Origin of the sequence: Pantoea sp. SOD02, from assembly GCF_024707505.1 — a bacterium.
Classification (GTDB): domain Bacteria; phylum Pseudomonadota; class Gammaproteobacteria; order Enterobacterales; family Enterobacteriaceae; genus Pantoea; species Pantoea symbiotica.
Genome location: NZ_CP102604.1, coordinates 285,883 through 303,801 on the forward strand (window position 1 = coordinate 285,883; position 17,919 = coordinate 303,801).

Annotated in this window: 14 protein-coding genes and 1 riboswitch; of the genes, 8 read left to right on the plus strand and 6 right to left on the minus strand. The window is 55.8% G+C overall.

The window, feature by feature from the left end:
- Positions 1-66 precede the first annotated feature (66 nt).
- The 5 genes from NR302_RS01265 to pgi all read right to left on the minus strand — a co-directional run bounded on the left by NR302_RS01265 (position 67) and on the right by pgi (position 6,030).
- On the minus strand, positions 67-2,157 hold the full coding sequence (locus NR302_RS01265) for a YjbH domain-containing protein (RefSeq protein WP_154154801.1): 2,091 nt from the start codon (positions 2,155-2,157) through the stop codon (positions 67-69).
- Positions 2,157-2,894, minus strand: coding sequence for a capsule biosynthesis GfcC family protein (locus NR302_RS01270; RefSeq protein ID WP_258144343.1), 738 nt, complete (start codon positions 2,892-2,894; stop codon positions 2,157-2,159). Before NR302_RS01270 ends, NR302_RS01265 begins: the two co-directional genes overlap by 1 nt.
- Positions 2,891-3,538, minus strand: coding sequence for a YjbF family lipoprotein (locus NR302_RS01275; protein WP_258144345.1), 648 nt, complete (start codon positions 3,536-3,538; stop codon positions 2,891-2,893). The genes NR302_RS01270 and NR302_RS01275 overlap by 4 nt, the downstream gene beginning before the upstream one ends.
- Before the next feature lie 73 nt (positions 3,539-3,611).
- A complete protein-coding gene (gene yjbE, locus NR302_RS01280) occupies positions 3,612-3,860 on the minus strand; it encodes an exopolysaccharide production protein YjbE (protein WP_258144346.1) in 249 nt (82 codons plus the stop codon).
- 523 nt (positions 3,861-4,383) lie between these two features.
- Positions 4,384-6,030 carry a glucose-6-phosphate isomerase gene (gene pgi / locus NR302_RS01285; RefSeq protein ID WP_258144347.1) on the minus strand — a complete coding sequence of 549 codons (1,647 nt, stop codon included), beginning with the start codon at positions 6,028-6,030 and terminating at the stop codon, positions 4,384-4,386.
- An 89-nt stretch (positions 6,031-6,119) separates the two neighbouring features.
- On the opposite strand from pgi, the gene NR302_RS01290 reads away from it, so the two are divergent.
- The 4 genes from NR302_RS01290 to panS all read left to right on the plus strand — a co-directional run bounded on the left by NR302_RS01290 (position 6,120) and on the right by panS (position 10,121).
- Positions 6,120-6,254 (plus strand): hypothetical protein, encoded by a 135-nt coding sequence (locus NR302_RS01290; RefSeq protein WP_256698111.1) that lies wholly within the window; start codon positions 6,120-6,122, stop codon positions 6,252-6,254.
- A 149-nt stretch (positions 6,255-6,403) separates the two neighbouring features.
- Positions 6,404-6,598, plus strand: a riboswitch (Lysine riboswitch).
- A gap of 112 nt (positions 6,599-6,710) precedes the next feature.
- Positions 6,711-8,066, plus strand: coding sequence for a lysine-sensitive aspartokinase 3 (gene lysC, locus NR302_RS01295; RefSeq protein ID WP_008109853.1), 1,356 nt, complete (start codon positions 6,711-6,713; stop codon positions 8,064-8,066).
- A 264-nt stretch (positions 8,067-8,330) separates the two neighbouring features.
- Positions 8,331-9,023 carry an aquaporin Z gene (gene aqpZ / locus NR302_RS01300; protein ID WP_008109855.1) on the plus strand — a complete coding sequence of 231 codons (693 nt, stop codon included), beginning with the start codon at positions 8,331-8,333 and terminating at the stop codon, positions 9,021-9,023.
- A 174-nt stretch (positions 9,024-9,197) separates the two neighbouring features.
- Positions 9,198-10,121: a ketopantoate/pantoate/pantothenate transporter PanS gene (panS, locus tag NR302_RS01305; protein WP_008109856.1), complete on the plus strand. Its 924-nt coding sequence runs from the start codon at positions 9,198-9,200 to the stop codon at positions 10,119-10,121.
- Between the two features lie 63 nt (positions 10,122-10,184).
- Here the strand turns inward: panS and NR302_RS01310 are convergent, their stop codons facing one another.
- Entirely contained in the window at positions 10,185-10,778 is a 594-nt protein-coding gene (locus tag NR302_RS01310) for a YhgN family NAAT transporter (protein WP_008109858.1), read from the minus strand.
- Between the two features lie 196 nt (positions 10,779-10,974).
- Here NR302_RS01310 and asd point away from each other — a divergent pair, with 196 nt between their 5' ends.
- The 4 genes from asd (at position 10,975) to glgC (ending at position 17,913) form a co-directional block, all read left to right on the plus strand.
- Positions 10,975-12,084 carry an aspartate-semialdehyde dehydrogenase gene (gene asd, locus NR302_RS01315; RefSeq protein WP_258144349.1) on the plus strand — a complete coding sequence of 370 codons (1,110 nt, stop codon included), beginning with the start codon at positions 10,975-10,977 and terminating at the stop codon, positions 12,082-12,084.
- 357 nt (positions 12,085-12,441) lie between these two features.
- Positions 12,442-14,628 carry a 1,4-alpha-glucan branching enzyme gene (gene glgB / locus NR302_RS01320; RefSeq protein WP_258144350.1) on the plus strand — a complete coding sequence of 729 codons (2,187 nt, stop codon included), beginning with the start codon at positions 12,442-12,444 and terminating at the stop codon, positions 14,626-14,628.
- Positions 14,628-16,607, plus strand: a complete 1,980-nt coding sequence (gene glgX, locus NR302_RS01325; RefSeq protein WP_258144351.1) for a glycogen debranching protein GlgX — start codon at positions 14,628-14,630, stop codon at positions 16,605-16,607. Before glgB ends, glgX begins: the two co-directional genes overlap by 1 nt.
- Positions 16,608-16,617: 10 nt before the next feature.
- Positions 16,618-17,913, plus strand: a complete 1,296-nt coding sequence (glgC, locus tag NR302_RS01330) for a glucose-1-phosphate adenylyltransferase (RefSeq protein ID WP_008109866.1) — start codon at positions 16,618-16,620, stop codon at positions 17,911-17,913.
- Positions 17,914-17,919 lie beyond the last annotated feature (6 nt).

Sequence of the window (17,919 nt, forward strand, 5' to 3'; positions counted from 1 at the left end):
ACATGTCCGCACAAATGAAAAAGGTCGGCATAAATGCCGACCCTACGGTTAATTTATATGAATCAATTAATTAAACCGCGCATCCCGATCTGACGTCAGGTCATACAGCTGATATTTACGACCCAGCATCTGCCCGCCGTCACGCGTCAACGGCACCCAGTTCACCTGCGCGCGGCCACGGGTTGGCGTCACGGTAAACAGGTCCATTGGCACTGAGATATAGAAGCCTTTGGTGAAGGTGCCTTCGCCATACTGTTCAGCGGAGACGTTGGTTTTAGTGGCATAGAAGCCAACCATCACGCCGCTGTCAAAGCGCTTCGACACATCCAGCGTCACGCCTTTATCCTTCGCCAGATACTGCCCGACGCTGGCCTTCACCAAGACATCCTGCATAAACCATGGACGCCAATACGCCGTCAGATTTCCGGTTGGCGCTTTGTAATCGGTGAACTGCATCATGTTGTCCCAATCACGCTGCTTCACGTAGTTGGCATCAACACCGAATGCCCAGTTGCTATCAATCGGACGATACAGCACTTCGCCGCCGACGCCGCCGTACATGGTTTCCAGATAACCGCCGTAAACCTGGCCGTAGAAACCGTTACCCAGCGCATGCATGTAGTTGGCTTGCAGATCGTTAACGTAAACGTTGTTCTCAACATAATCACGAATGTGCGTGCGCACGCGCGGCAGCGTGGAATCAGCCGGAGCGCCGTTGTAGTTGAACTTGTCGTAGTTATTGGCGATGTTGCCAAACAGGCTGCCGCCGACCAACAGGTGATCGGTAAGCCAGTAATCGGCATTGGCCATCACGCCAACCTGATACATGTAGAAGCTTTCTGGTCCACCAACCGACTGATTCAGCACCGGCGACAGGCTGTAGTTCAGACGATCTTTGCGGATAAAGAAACCTTGCTCGGTGGTGCCGGGATCAACCGGATCTTCACGCGTCTGCTGCAGCGGCTGTTCATGGCCCAGCGGATAACCCGTCAGCTCGTTGTGCAGGCTGGCAACGTTGGTGCGCGTGCTGACCTGCGGCATATTAAAGCGCGACTCGGTGACGTCGATGGTATCGATGCCGGCCGGCAGGTTGTTCATAATGATGCGATTGGCGCGATCAACACCTTCGCGCGTGTCGCGATATTTGGTCTGCTCGCCTGAGACATACAGCGTACTGCCTTTGGTCTGAATATGTGGGCCGTTCAGTCCCGCGTTGTATTTCAGATCAGTCAGCTGGTTCGCCACCACCGTTGGCTGCAACAGGTCGCCCTGCGGCTGCGGGTTGTAGGCTGGCTTCTCGCTATCGATGTGCGATTGATGCAGATCGTTGAAGTTGGTGCGCAGAGTAAAGCCGAACATAAAGGTGTTGCCGCGCTCGTAGCTGGCGTTGATATCCGCCCAGTCGGTGATGCGATAAATCGCACCGACGTTAACCTTGCTGCGCTGCTCCAGGCGACCGGCGAAATCATCCTGATAATCGTTGCCTTCGTATTCCAGCTTGAGGCGCAGCGGCTGCCACGGCGTTTGGTATTCCACGCCGCCAAACAGTGCTGCCGGGCCGTGGAACATCTGTGAACCGTTGATGGTGCCGGTTTCGCCGCCGCCGCTGCGGCTGCAGTAGCTGTCGCTGTAGGAGCAGAATGGATTTTTGAGGGTGCCGCTGTTGCCGAGATAACCCCAGCCAATACCGAGACTGAAATCGAATGGTCCCCACGCCTTGCTCGCCACCAGATATTCACTGTCGAACAAGCCAGTGCCGCCTAAATCGCGCGAGCCAACCGCCACTTCCGGCAGCCAATAGCTCTCTTGCCACAAACGCAGCTTCACATCGAAGGCTTTATCTTTATAGCTTTGGTTGCCGCTGAAACCTTCCACCGCGCTGTAACGGCGGGTACGCACATCGGTATAGCGCACGGTGGTTTCCAGCCACGGGAACAGCTGCAGTGAGGCGGAATAGTAGCGATATTGATCGTTATCGCGGAAGTTGACGCTAAATTCGCCCTCTTTCGCCATACGCGCGGTCGGCGTCTGCATCAGGCCAACGCCACCAAAATCCGATTGCGAAGGACCGACCGGTTCAGGCCAGGTTTCCGCATGCACCTGGCAAGCGGCGGAAACAGAAGCAGCCAACAGGCTGAGAAGTAATTGTTTTTTCATCAGTCTGGTATCCGGTGAGTCAGAACGGAAAGCATGCGTTCATTCAAATCGCTTTGGCCCCATGGCAAGCTCCATGAGGTGAAACCGAGCCAGATGATGCTGCCGGGTTCCACTTCGATGTGGCGATGATTCCAGTACGCGACCGGCACTTGCTGGGTGCTGCCGGACGGCGCAATCACCGTGGCATAGCTACGTTCCGCGCCGGAAAGACGATCGTGGCCGTCGAGGTAATCACGCACTTCACGGCCCGGCTGCCAGCTCTCTTTACCCGGATTGCTCAACGCGCCCAGCACCAGCACCTGCGAACGTCGCGTCAGCGTGTAGAGGTCATAGGTGCCTTGCAGCGTGCGGTTGTCCTGTGGACGCAGGCGCACGGCGTCGGGATCGAGCGAGGTGAACTGGCGGCCTGTTACCTGCACTGCGCCAAGCTGGTGGATAACCGAGCCGATGGTTGCGGCCAGAGACTCGCCGCTGTCGGCTTGCCAGGCACGCAGATCGGCCAGCAGCTGTTTCTGCTGTTGCTGTGCTACGGCAGTTGCGCCGCGCTCGGCAATCACCGTGCCCGGCCACCAACTGCGCAGTTCAGGATGGGTGAGTAATTGACTGAGATTCTGCGCATCGTTGATTTGCAGAGTGTTTTTTCCCTGTAAATCGTGCACGGTGACTTGCGCCGCCGCCAGTGCGTGGCCAGCCGTGAGCAGCGTTAACGCTGCCAGCATTGGAGTTATTTTTTTCATGATTTCGCCGGCTTCAGAATAGTGGTTTCAACTGGGAAGGCATCGGCGGCCAGCATCTGGTTGGCCTGCAGCACCGTGCCATCGCGGTTATCGATCCAGAAGGTGTTCTGCCACTGCGCGCCCAGGCTTTCCATGCGCACGGTTTCATGCCAGACGCGGCACGGCACGCGTTCACCGGCGATATCCAGCACCGTATCGTCACCGCGCTCGAAACGTGAAACGGCGGTGGCGGCACGCACTTTGTCTTGCTCGCGCCACTGCACCACGCGCGTCCAGCTGGCACCGTTTTGCAGATGCAGCGCATCGGCGAGCGGATCCTGTGCCAGGTTGCTGACGTCAGCGAGGTTGCTCGGTAAACCCAGGGTTTTGATCAGGCGGCCATGCTGCATCACCAGCATCGCTTTATCCTGGGTGATCCACTTCTGTTGGCCGTTTTCGTTGTAACCGAGCACCACGAAGATGCGCGGACCTTCATTGATGCGGGCATAGAGGCTGGCGTAGGGCAGGTTAGCAACCTGTTCGTCGGTGACCGTGACATCATCCGGGCCGTTCACGGCCAGCATCACGGTTTGTTCGAGGCCTTTTTGCGTTTGTGTGCAGGCCTGCAACAACAGGCAAAGAAGTAGCAAAGAGAGTCGGCGCACTGTGTATCCCTGTCTAAATAAGCCAAGCAAAAAATAACCACACGGGTGTGTGGTTATGCTTAAAGGTGCTACATCAACGAGTGGTGCTCGTTGTGGTGGTTGTTGTTGTACCGGTATTTGCACCGTCACCGCCGCCAGAAGCAGCAATGCCGAGACCCACTAACGCACCGAGCGCGCCGATACCCACAGCGGTAGACGCGCCAGTTGAGATTGCTCCCGCCTGCGCGCCTGCTGCAGCACCAGCTTCTTCCGGCGCGGCAATCGCAGCGGAAGAAAAGGCAACGTAAAGTAAGGCTGCTCCGGCAACCATCAGTTTTTTCATAACAACGTTTCCTGCATTTATATGAATCAATGAATGTAGGATTTACCCAGATTTCGGGCGCGTTCAGTATAGGGCAACAAATTACCAGAGTTCAGCATGAGTAAAAGAGGGCAGAAACCAGGGACGTTTCTGGTGATAAATAAGGCGAATTGGCGTTAGCTGCTTTTTTTAAATGCCTTTTTTTGGGCTAATAGAATAAGTGAACGCCTGGGGATTTCCCGGCAGAATTTTTCACTTTTGCACTAATTATTGGTACGGAATGGGAATAATCGGAATTTGCTCAGAAGGGTTAAATAAAAATCATATATCTATCATATGGATAAACTTAATGTTGGGTTTAATTAGGTCCATTTTAAAGCGGAGTAAGCTGCGTCAGATTGAGGTGAATTACGAATTTCCTTACGCCATTTTAAGAATTTTCTAACCCTGTTTAATGCGGTAAATAATAATATTGCGAGTGAGATGACCTGGTTGACATAAAAAAGGCGGCAATTACGCCGCCTTCTGCAAATTAGCCGGGAAATTAACGCCAGGATTTATAGCGATTAATTAAGCCATTGGTGGAGCTATCGTGGCTGCTAATTTCAGCGTCATTTTCCAGCTCTGGCAGAATACGGTTTGCCAGCTGTTTACCCAACTCAACGCCCCATTGGTCAAAGGTGAAGATGTTGAGAATCGCGCCCTGAGTGAAGATCTTGTGCTCATACAGCGCAATCAGTGAACCGAGGCTGAACGGGGTGATTTCACGCAGCAGGATGGAGTTGGTTGGACGATTACCTTCGAACACCTTAAACGGCACGATGTGCGCGACAGATTCGGCAGATTTACCGGCATCGGTAAACTCTTTCTCTACTACATCGCGTGACTTACCAAATGCCAGCGCTTCGGTCTGCGCAAAGAAGTTCGACAGCAGCTTCGGATGGTGATCGGTCAGCACGTTGTGGCTCAGCGCCGGTGCGATGAAGTCGCATGGAATCAGTTTGGTGCCCTGATGAATCAGCTGGTAGAACGCGTGCTGGCCGTTGGTGCCTGGCTCACCCCAGATGATTGGGCCGGTCTGGTAATCCACCGGATTGCCTTCACGGTCAACGTATTTACCGTTGGATTCCATGTTGCCCTGCTGGAAGTAAGCAGCAAAGCGATGCATGTACTGGTCGTACGGCAGAATCGCTTCGGTTTCGGCACCAAAGAAGTTGTTGTACCAGATACCGATCAGCGCCAGCAGCACCGGCAGGTTCTGCTCGGCAGGCGTGTTGGCGAAGTGCTTATCCATCGCATGCGCGCCGCTCAACAGCTGCTCAAAGTTCTCAAAGCCGATGGAGAGAATGATCGACAAGCCGATCGCCGACCACAGTGAATAGCGGCCGCCAACCCAATCCCAGAACTCGAACATGTTGTCGGTATCGATACCGAATTCACCCACCGCTTTACCGTTGGTCGACAGCGCAGCGAAGTGTTTCGCCACGTGCTGCTGATCGCCGGCGGTTTTCAGGAACCAGTCACGCGCGCTGTGGGCGTTGGTCATGGTTTCTTGGGTGGTGAAGGTTTTTGATGCCACGAGGAACAGCGTGGTTTCCGGGCTGAGATCTTTCAGCGTTTCGGCGATGTGCGTGCCATCGACGTTAGAAACAAAGTGCATGTTGAGGTGGTTTTTGTACGGACGCAGCGCTTCGGTCACCATGAATGGGCCGAGGTCTGAACCACCAATACCAATGTTCACCACGTCGGTGATGGCTTTACCGGTATAGCCTTTCCAGTCGCCGCTGATGATGCGTTCAGAGAAGCCTTTCATCTTCGCCAGCACCGCGTTGACTTCCGGCATCACATCTTTGCCGTCCACCACAATTGGCGTGTTGCTGCGGTTACGCAGCGCAACGTGCAGTACTGCGCGCTCTTCGGTGCGGTTGATCTTCTCGCCAGAGAACATCGATTTGATGGCGCCTGCCAGATCGGTCTCTTTAGCCAGCGCCTGTAATTTTTCGAGGGTTTCCTCGGTGATGCGGTTTTTTGAGAAATCCACCAGCATCTGGTCATCGAAAGTGGCAGAGAATTTCGCAAAACGATCGGCATCTTGCGCAAACAGGTCGGCGATTTGCACCGATTTCATCTGTTCAAAATGCTGCTGCAGCGTTTTCCAGGCAGCGGTTTGTGTCGGATTGATATTTTTCATGGCAACACTCTAGTTGAAATAAGAACCGTCATTCCATCCGGGGCATCCTGCTGGCCCGGCATCCATAGCACTCTTGCACGGGGAAGAGTATGACCACAGTTACCAATGAAGGGAAAAAATTTGTGACCGTGGCCGCACTGTTTCAGGTAAATCCGGCAGCGATTGTCGGTGCTGCGCCAGGAGAATTCCCTGTGCCGCATCAGAAAAAAGCCGCTTTTGTCTGATTCGGACACTACTTTAGGCCGCGGTTGGCGGGCGCGTTTGTTCAACGATGCGTTTACCGAAGTGTAAAAGTGAGAAATCCTCAAAGTGCAGGGATGGACAGGGGGGAAAATAATCAGTAATTTATGCGCGCTACTTACACCTCCGGGTGTAAGCCAGAAGAGGCGCGTCGCCCAGGCAGTGTGTTTGAGGATCCGTATCCGCAGATAACACATCAGGGGGTGTGACGCCGAGGTGGGGCAACACGCGGGGTGTTGCACTGTCGGCTGCAGGGGCTGAATCCTCTGGGTTGTCACCAGAATCGTCCACAGTCGGACGGTTCGCAAGGTGAAGCGCTTTTGGTGACTTGTCTACTACTGATCTTGTCTGCCCAATTCTGCTCTTCTCTTGTGCCTAGGCTGCTACTATGTCTTCCGCCCCAAAACGGAAGAAAGATAACCTGACACGGGGTTCGTAATATGTCCCAAACTCTTATCGTGGCTAAATTTGGCGGCACCAGCGTTGCCGATTTTGATGCTATGAACCGCAGCGCAGATGTTGTGCTGTCGGATGCCAATACGCGTTTAGTGGTGCTCTCTGCCTCCGCTGGCGTCACCAATCTGCTGGTTTCCCTTGCTGAAGGCCAGGAACAAGCGCAGCGCGCTTACCTGCTGGATGAAATCCGCCGTATTCAATACGCCATCATCGATCGTCTGCAATCGCCGGATGTGATCCGCGAAGAGATTGATCGCATGCTTGAAAACATCACCATGCTGTCTGAAGCCACCTCGCTGGCGACCTCACATGCGCTGACTGACGAGCTGGTGAGCCACGGTGAGCTAATGTCGACGCTGCTGTTCGTGGAGATTCTGCGCGAGCGTCAGGTCAACAGCGAATGGTTTGACGTGCGTAAAGTGATGCGCACCAGCGATCGTTTTGGTCGTGCAGAACCGGAAGTGGCGACGCTGAAAGAGCTGGCCGCAACGCAGCTGCAGCCGCGTATTGCGGAAGCGCTGGTGGTGACGCAGGGCTTTATCGGTAGCGAAATCAAAGGCCGCACTACCACGCTCGGTCGGGGCGGCAGCGACTATACCGCTGCGCTGCTGGGCGAAGCGCTGCAGGCTGCACGTATCGATATCTGGACCGATGTGGCCGGTATCTACACCACCGATCCGCGCGTGGTGTCCACCGCTAAACGCATCGAAGAAATTACCTTTGAAGAAGCGGCGGAAATGGCGATCTTTGGTGCCAAAGTGCTGCATCCAGCAACTCTGCTGCCAGCCGTACGCAGCGATATCCCGGTATTTGTCGGTTCGAGCAAAGATCCGGCGGCGGGCGGTACGCGCGTCTGCAATGAAACCAAAAATCCACCGCTGTTCCGTGCGCTGGCGCTGCGTCGTAAGCAGACGCTGGTAACGTTGCACAGCCTGAATATGCTGCATGCACACGGCTTCCTTGCTGAGGTGTTTAACATCCTGGCGCGCCACAGCATCTCCGTCGATCTGGTGACCACCTCAGAAGTGAGTGTGGCGCTGACGCTGGACAGCACCGGTTCTACCACCACTGGCGACAGCTTGCTGACTCAGGCGCTGTTGACCGAGCTCTCTTCACTGTGCCGTGTTGAAGTGGAAGAGAACCTGGCGCTGGTGGCGATCATCGGCAACAACCTGTCAAAAGCCTGCGGCGTGGGTAAAGAAGTGTTCGGCGCACTTGAGCCGTTCAACCTGCGCATGATTTGCTACGGTGCCAGCAGTTATAACCTTTGCTTCCTGGTTCCAACCCCAGACGCGGAAGAAGTGGTACGCGCGCTGCACAAGAATCTTTTTGGTTCTTAAGGCAAATTTTTAGCGATATAAATCAAGCCGGACATGGTCCGGCTTTTTTATTTATTAATTTATCTAAACAATCATTTAAGCCTAGCGGCAACCTCTCTTCCGAGCCAGACATTTCTGAAGAAGCCCATTATAACCAGCGAGATACGTCTTGTTTTCGCTGGAATTGCCTATAAATCACACTAATCTCTCATTCAGTGGTTGCGCTTTAATCGCCAAAAACGATAATCCCGCCGCTAAAACATTAAATTATTTGAGGGAATAGATATGAAAAGACTAGTGGCTGAAACTCTCGGCACCTTTGTGCTGGTTTTGGGCGGTTGCGGTAGCGCGGTTTTGGCTGCGGCATTTCCACAATTGGGCATTGGCTTCGCTGGTGTCGCGCTGGCATTTGGTTTGACGGTGTTGGTGATGGCATTTGCCGTCGGCCACATTTCAGGTGGCCATTTTAACCCGGCGGTCACCATCGGCCTGACAGTTGGCGGACGTTTCCCGGCAGCGCAGGTTGTGCCTTACATCATCGCGCAGCTGGTTGGTGCGATTGCGGCGGCTGGCGTGCTGTATCTGATCGCCAGCGGTAAAGCCGGTTTCGATGCAGCGGCCAGCGGCTTCGCGTCGAACGGTTACGGTGAGCATTCGCCGGGCGGCTTTAGCCTGCAGGCGGGCATGATCTCTGAGCTGGTGCTGACCGCGGTGTTCCTGATTGTGATCATGGGCGCGACCGATAAACGTGCTCCGGCCGGTTTCGCGCCGATTGCTATCGGCCTGGCGCTGACGCTGATCCATCTGGTGAGCATTCCTGTGACCAACACCTCGGTTAACCCGGCGCGCAGTACCGGTGTGGCGATCTTCCAGGGTGGCTGGGCATTGGAACAGCTGTGGATGTTCTGGTTGTTACCGATTATCGGTGCCGCGATTGGTGGTGCGATCTACCGCTTTGTACTGGAAAAAGCAGAGTAACTTCGCCGTATTTCTGCGGATCGGCAGCAGCCGATCCGCATTTTCCTCCGCAAGCGACTTCCCGCCTTACGTCAAGATAATGAAATGTTATGATCCCGCGTCCGTCGCTGTGGTCGTTCCCTGCGCGACATTTCATCTGTGGCAATATAAAAAAATTCCTAAGGAAGTCTGGTTATGCTCGGCAAACTTACCCGCCTGTTCCCACTTTGGGCCGTGCTGCTCTCGGTCGCTGCTTATTATTCACCTACCACCTTTCTCGGCATTGGGCCGTGGGTGACCTATCTGCTGATGCTGATTATGTTCGGCATGGGCGTGACGCTAAATATCGATGATTTCAAACGTGTGCTGGTGCGTCCGGCGCCGGTGATCGCCGGTACCTTCCTGCACTATCTGGTGATGCCGCTGGCCGCGTGGGGTCTGGCAAAGCTATTCCAGATGCCACCTGATCTGGCAGCAGGCATGATTCTGGTCGGCAGCGTGGCGAGCGGTACCGCTTCTAACGTGATGATTTATCTGGCGAAGGGCGATGTAGCGTTGTCGGTGACCATCTCATCCGTGTCGGCGCTGGTGGGGGTTTTCGCCACGCCGCTGCTGACACGCTTCTACGTCGATACGCACATTCAGGTGGATGTGGTCGGCATGCTGCTCAGCATCGTGAAAATCGTGGTGATTCCGATTAGCCTCGGCCTGATTATCCATCACTCAATGAACAGCGTGGTGCGCCGCGTTGAGCCGTATCTGCCGGCGTTTTCGATGGTGTGTATTCTGCTGATCATCAGTGCGGTGGTAGCAGGCAGCCAGGGCTTTATCGGTTCTGTCGGCTTGATGGTGATTGTGGCGGTGATCCTGCACAACGCGATTGGTCTGCTGGGCGGTTATTGGGGTGGCAAGCTGTTTGGCTTCGATGAATCGACCTGCCGCACGCTGGCGCTGGAAGTGGGTATGCAGAACTCAGGTCTGGCGGCCACGCTGGGCAAACTCTACTTCTCGCCGTTGGCTGCACTGCCGGGCGCGCTGTTCTCGGTGTGGCACAACCTGTCAGGTTCGCTGCTGGCCGGTTACTGGTCGGGTAAACCGATCGACAAGAAGCAGAAGTAATTGCGGTTTCCGTAAACAGCGGTCGCCATGAATGGCGACCCTACAAAACGCACCTATCTGCTGTTACAACTTCAGATACGTACGAATCCCATCCAGAAACATCTGCGTCGCCAGCATAATCAAAATCAATCCCATCAGGCGCTCCAGCGCGTTAACGCCTTTGTCGCCCAGCAGGCGTAAAAACAGCCCCGACATCAGCAAAATCACCACCGTCACGCCCCACGCGATCAGCAGCGCGCCGACCAGATGCGTCATTTGGTTGGGATATTGATGCGACAACAGCATCAGCGTCGCCAGCAGTGACGGACCGGCCACCAGCGGGATCGCCAGCGGCACGAGAAATGGCTCTTCCCCGGCGGGTAAGCCGCTGGAGCTGCTCTCCTCCGAAGGGAAAATCATGCGAATGGCGATCAGGAACAGAATGATGCCGCCGGAGATCGACACGGTTTCGGTGCGCAGATTGAGAAACGCCAGAATGCGTTCACCGGCAAATAAAAACAGCAGCATCAGAATCAACGCGATCAGCATTTCACGCATCAGCACCACGCGGCGGCGTTTGGGTTCCAGATGCTTCAATACCGACATAAAGATCGGCAGGTTGCCCAGCGGGTCCATAATCAACAGCAGCAATATGGTCGCGGATATCATTTCAGTCATGTTGGGTTAGCCATTATTAGTTGTACTGCTGAAAAAGTTAACGCAATCGAATTAATTCACTTGCCAGAAGTGCTGCATTTTGTAGAGTTGACGGTCATAGGTAAACCTGATTATTACGCAGACTGGCACGATTATCCGGCCAGTCTTTTCCTCGCACCACACGGCCTCTTTCGAGAGCACCCGAGACGGACAGAAAATGAAGAATGTAGGTTTTATTGGTTGGCGTGGCATGGTCGGCTCAGTGCTGATGTCACGCATGAGCGAAGAACGTGATTTTGATGCCATCAATCCGGTCTTCTTCTCTACGTCACAGCTTGGTCAGGCGGCACCGACATTCGGCGGTAAGTCGACCGGTGCGTTGCAGGATGCTTTTGATATCGAGGCGCTGAAGGCGCTGGATATTATTATCACCTGCCAGGGCGGTGATTACACCAGTGAAGTCTATCCTAAGCTGCGTGAAAGCGGCTGGCAGGGTTACTGGATTGATGCGGCTTCCACGCTGCGCATGAAAGATGACGCCATCATCATTCTCGATCCGGTTAACCATAACGTGATTCGTCAGGGCCTCGACAATGGCATCAAAACCTTTGTTGGCGGTAACTGCACCGTCAGCCTGATGCTGATGTCGCTGGGCGGCCTGTTTGCCAACGATCTGGTTGAGTGGGCGTCGGTTGCCACTTATCAGGCGGCATCGGGCGGCGGCGCACGTCACATGCGTGAACTGCTGACACAAATGGGCATGCTGCACGATCACGTGGCGAAATCGCTGCAGGATCCGGCGTCGGCGATTCTGGATATCGAACGCAGCGTGACCGATTTCACCCGTTCTGGCACCTTACCAACCGACAACTTCGGCGTGCCGCTGGCGGGCAGCCTGATTCCGTGGATCGACAAGCAGCTGGATAACGGCCAAAGCCGCGAAGAGTGGAAAGGCCAGGCGGAAACCAACAAAATTCTGCGCACCAGCAATGTGATTCCGGTTGATGGCCTGTGCGTGCGCGTTGGTGCGCTGCGCTGCCACAGCCAGGCATTCACCCTGAAGCTGAAGAAAGATCTGCCGCTGAGCGAAATCGAACAGCTGCTGGCTTCACATAACGAGTGGGTAAAAGTGGTACCAAACGATCGCGAAATCACCATGCGCGAACTGACGCCAGCCGCCGTCACTGGCACCTTAACTACGCCAGTGGGCCGCCTGCGCAAACTGAACATGGGACCGGAATACCTTTCCGCCTTCACCGTGGGCGATCAGTTACTGTGGGGTGCAGCTGAACCGCTGCGTCGCATGCTGCGTCTGCTGATCGACTAAGCGCAGCGGCAAACCAGACAGGCCGGGGTTTCCCGGCCTTTTTTTAGTTATCCAGGCTGCAAAAATTCATCCAAATTGCGCCTGACAAGTGATCCGCTTCCCCTTTTTGCTCGCCCGATAAGAATTTTTCACGATCCTCCCTGGCTTCTGCCAGCCTCAAGCTATGATTTAACAGAGATGTGCCGGTTGTTAACTGTTTTCGTTTTTTCGAACTAAATGGTTGTTGTACACGGTGATGATCTTTCCCACGGACGGTTGTGTCCTCGCGGTGTACCTATGGCTCAATGAAAAGCAGCGCACCCGAGGCGATAATCCTGCCGACTCTGGTCGCCTGCGCAAAATCATAGGAAGAAAGTCATGTCAGAGCTTCCCGATCGCCAGGCGATCAATGCCCTTTTTGCCGGGAATTATGCCGATCCCTTTTCACTACTGGGAATGCACCAAACTGCCCAAGGCCTTGAAGTGCGTGCGCTACTGCCCGATGCCTCCGATGTTTGGGTAATTGAAACCAATACTGGACGCAAATGCGCCCAGCTAACCTGCATCGACTCACGCGGTTTCTTCTGTGGCGTGATTCCGCGCCGTAAAAATCTGTTTGGCTATCAGCTGGCGGTGAATTGGCATGGCCAGCAAAACCTGATTGACGATGCCTATCGCTTCGGCCCGCTGCTCGAGGAGATGGATGCATGGTTATTGGGCGAAGGCACCCATCTGCGTCCGTACGAAACCCTTGGCGCACATGGCACCACCATTGATGGCGTGCACGGCACGCGCTTTGCCGTTTGGGCGCCTAACGCGCGTCGCGTATCGGTGGTAGGCGAGTTCAACTTCTGGGATGGCCGACGTCATCCGATGCGTTTCCGCCGTGAACTCGGCGTCTGGGAACTGTTCGTGCCGGGCGCGGTGAATGGCCAGCTGTATAAGTTTGAAATCGTGGATAATTCCGGTCAGATGCGCATCAAAGCCGATCCCTTCGCCTTTGAAGCGCAAATGCGTCCACAAACCGCCTCGATGATCTGCGGGCTGCCGCCAAAAACCGAGATGCAGCCACGGCGCAAAGCCGCCAATGCCTTTGACCAACCGATTTCAATCTATGAAGTGCACCTCGGTTCATGGCGACGTCATACCGATAATAACTTCTGGCTCAGCTACAAAGAGCTGGCGGAGCAGCTCATTCCCTACGTCAAAGAGATGGGCTTCACCCACATCGAACTGATGCCGATTAACGAACATCCGTTTGACGGCAGTTGGGGCTATCAACCGCTCGGCATGTATGCGCCGACGCGCCGTTTCGGGACGCGCGATGAGTTCCGCCACTTTATTGCCGCCGCGCATGATGCCGGCATTAACGTGCTGCTCGATTGGGTGCCTGGCCACTTCCCAAGTGATGATTTCGGCCTGGCGAAGTTCGATGGCACTGAACTCTACGAACACAGCGATCCGCGCGAAGGTTTTCATCAGGACTGGAACACGCTGATCTACAACTTTGGTCGCCGTGAAGTCAGCAATTATCTCTCCGGCAACGCCTTGTACTGGATGGAGCGCTTTGGCATTGATGGGCTGCGCGTCGATGCGGTGGCGTCAATGATCTACCGCGACTACAGCCGCGCCGAAGGCGAATGGGTGCCAAACCACTTTGGTGGACGCGAAAACCTCGAAGCGATTTCCTTCCTGCGTCATACCAACCGCATTCTGGGTCGCGCCGCGCCCGGCAGCGTCACGGTGGCTGAAGAGTCTACCGATTATCCTGGCGTCACACGTCCTTCGGAAGATGGCGGCCTCGGTTTCTGGTTTAAATGGAATCTGGGCTGGATGCACGACACGCTGGATTACATGAAACTCGATCCGGTGCATCGTCGCTACCATCATCAGCTGATGACCTTCGGCATGCTCTACAACTACACCGAAAACTTTGTGCTGCCGCTTTCGCACGACGAAGTGGTGCACGGCAAGCGTTCGATCCTCGATCGCATGCCAGGCGATGCCTGGCAAAAGTTCGCCAACCTGCGCGCCTATTACGGCTGGATGTGGGGCTTCCCCGGTAAGAAGCTGCAGTTTATGGGCAACGAGTTTGCCCAGGGACGCGAGTGGAACCACGATGCCAGCCTCGACTGGCATTTGCTGGAAGGTGAGGATAACTGGCATAACGGCGTGCATCGTCTGGTGCGCGATCTCAACCACACCTATCGCCATTTTGCGCCGCTGCATCAGCTTGATTTTGATGGGCAAGGTTTTGAGTGGCTGGTGGTCGATGACCATGAAAATTCGGTATTTGTGTTTGTGCGCCGCGATCGCGAGGGCAATGAAATCATCGTGGTCAGCAACTTTACGCCGGTAGCGCGTCCGCACTATCGCTTTGGCGTCAATCAGCGTGGCGGCTGGCGCGAGATCATGAATACCGATCAGCACGATTATCACGGCAGTGACACGCGCAACCACGGCGTAGTGCACACCGATGAGATTGAAAGCCACGGTCGGCCGCAGTCGCTGAGTTTGACCTTACCGCCGCTGGCAACCCTTTGGCTGGTGCGGGAGAGCGACTGATGCTGGAGCAGGGGCAGCCGGAACCGTTAGGTGCGCACTATGATGGGCACGGCGTTAATTTCACGCTGTTCTCCCAGCATGCCGAACGCGTCGAACTCTGCCTGTTCGACGCGCACGGTGCTGAGCGCCGTTTCGCGCTGCCCGCGCGCAGCGGTGATATCTGGCACGGCTATTTCCCTGCGCTGAAGCCCGGCCAGCGTTATGGCTATCGCGTACACGGCCCGTGGGCACCGCAGCAGGGACATCGCTTCAATCCCGCCAAGCTTTTGGTCGATCCCTGTGCCAAGGCGGTAACGGATGAAGTGGCGGACGACGCGCGTTTCAACGGCGGCGAACGTGAGCCGGACGGTGTGGATAACGCTGCCATCGTGCCGAAATCGCTGGTGATCGCCGAAGATTTTGACTGGGAAGGCGATCGCACGCCGCGCACGCCGTGGGGCAATACGGTGATTTATGAAGCGCATGTGCGCGGCTTAACCCAGCAGCATCCGGAAATTCCGGAAAGGCTGCGTGGCACTTATGCGGCGCTGGGTCATCCTGCTATGGTGAAGTACCTGCGCCATCTCGGCATCACCGCGCTTGAGCTGTTGCCGATTGCTCAGTTCACCAGCGAGCCGCGCCTGCGCCGCTTAGGGTTGAGTAATTACTGGGGCTACAACCCGTTTGCCTTGTGGGCGGTGGATGCGCGTTACGCTTCGGGCGAAAACGGTTTATCGCCGCTGCAGGAGTTTCAGCATGCGGTCAAAGCGCTGCACGCGGCGGGCATCGAAGTGATTCTCGATGTGGTATTCAACCACACCGCCGAGCTGGAAGAGATCGGGCCAACGATTTCGCTGCGCGGCGTGGATAACGCCAGCTATTACTGGCTGGATGGCAACGGCGAATACCAAAACTGGACCGGCTGCGGCAACACGCTGAACCTCAGCCATCCGCAGGTGATGGCGTGGGCGCTGGAAGCACTGCGCTACTGGGTGCGCGTTTGCCATGTTGATGGTTTCCGCTTTGACCTCGCCAGCGTGTTGGGTCGCACGCCGGAATTTCATCAGGATGCGCCGCTGTTTGCCGCCATCAAAGCCTGTCCATTGCTGTCGCAGGTGAAGCTGATTGCCGAGCCGTGGGACATCGGTCCCGGCGGCTATCAGGTCGGCAACTTTCCGCCGGACTTCGCCGAGTGGAACGACCATTTTCGCGATGCGGCGCGCCGTTACTGGCTGCATGGTCAACTGAATAATGGCGATTTTGCCCGCCGTTTTGCCGCATCCAGCGACGTTTTCCAGCGTGAGGCGCGTCTGCCGCACGCCAGCATCAATCTGATCACCGCTCACGACGGCTTCACGCTGCGCGATGTGGTGAGCTTCAACAACAAACACAATCAGGCCAACGGCGAAGACAATCGCGACGGCAGCAGCAGCAACTTCAGCCATAACCACGGCAAAGAGGGACTGCAGGTCAATTTCGATATTGTTGAACGGCGGCGGCGTAGTGTTCATGGATTGCTGACCACGCTGCTGCTGGCGCAGGGCACGCCAATGTTGCTGGCGGGTGACGAACGCGGTCACAGCCAGCACGGTAACAACAACGCCTATTGCCAGGACAATCCGCTGACCTGGTTGAACTGGCAACAGGATGATTTTGGCCTGGTCGACTTCACTGCTGCGTTAATCCGCCTGCGCCAGCGCATTCCCGCGTTGACGCAGGATCGCTGGTGGCAGGAGGGCGATGGCAGCGTGCAGTGGTGCAATGCCAGCGGCACACCACTGGAAGCCGAGCAGTGGGAACAGGGGACGCACAGAATGCAGATCCTGCTCTCCGGCCGCTGGTTAATAACAATAAACGCCACGGAATCGGTGAGTGATATCGCCTTACCAGACGGAGAGTGGCGTGCCATTCCTCCTTTCGCCGGGGAAGATAACCCCATCCTGACAACTGTCTGGCACGGTCCCGCACACGGTGTGTGTGTGTTCCTAAAGCAATCATAAGGAGTCAGACATGGTGAAATTAGATAGAACAGATCATCTGATGCTGGCGCGCCAGCTCCCTACACAAACGGTTGCCCTGATCCTTGCTGGCGGGCGCGGTACGCGCCTGAAAGATCTCACCGCGAAACGCGCCAAACCTGCCGTGCACTTCGGTGGCAAGTTCCGCATCATCGACTTTGCGCTGTCCAACTGCATCAACTCGGGCATTCGGCGCATCGGCGTGATCACCCAATATCAGTCACATACGCTGGTGCAGCACATCCAGCGCGGCTGGTCGCTGTTCAACGAAGAGATGAACGAGTTTGTCGATCTGCTGCCGGCGCAGCAGCGTGCCGCTACCGAACACTGGTATCGCGGCACGGCCGATGCGGTGACGCAAAACCTCGACATTATTCGCCGCTACAACGCGCAGTACATCGTGATACTCGCCGGGGATCACATCTACAAAATGGATTACTCGCGCATGTTGCTGGATCACGTCGATCGCGGCGCGAAATGCACCATCGCCTGCTTGCCGGTGCCATTGGCTGAAGCCACGGCGTTTGGGGTGATGGCGGTGGATGCGGAAAACAACGTGGTCGATTTTGTCGAAAAACCGCCGAAGCCGCCGTCAATGCCGGGTGACGACAGCCGAGCGTTGGCCAGCATGGGCATTTACGTGTTCAACGCCGATTACCTATATCAGCTGCTGGAAGAGGATCTGCAAGTGGCCGACTCCAGCCACGATTTCGGCAAAGATCTGCTGCCGAAAATCGTCGCTAGCGGTGAGGCGTATGCGCACTCCTTCACGCTCTCCTGCGTGCAGGTTGACGAAAACGCCGAGCCGTACTGGCGCGACGTCGGGACGCTGGAAGCTTACTGGCGCGCCAATCTCGATTTGGCGTCGGTCACGCCCGAGCTGGATATGTACGATCACAGCTGGCCGATTCGCACCCACATGGAGCCGCTGCCGCCGGCGAAATTTGTTCAGGATCGATCCGGCAGCCACGGCATGACGATGAATTCGCTGGTTTCGGGCGGCTGCATCATCTCCGGTTCGGTGGTGGTGAATTCGGTGCTGTTCCCGCGCATTCGCATCAACTCGTTTTGCAACATTGATTCCGCAGTGCTGCTGCCTGATGTGGTGGTTGGCCGATCGTGTCGTCTGCGTCGCTGCGTGATCGATCGCGCCTGCGAGCTGCCAGAAGGCATGGTCATTGGCGAAAACCCCGATGAAGACAGCCGTCGTTTCTACCGTTCAGAAGAGGGCATCGTACTGGTGACGCGCGCCATGCTGGCCAAATTGGCTGGCGCAGCAGGGAACTAGGTCACG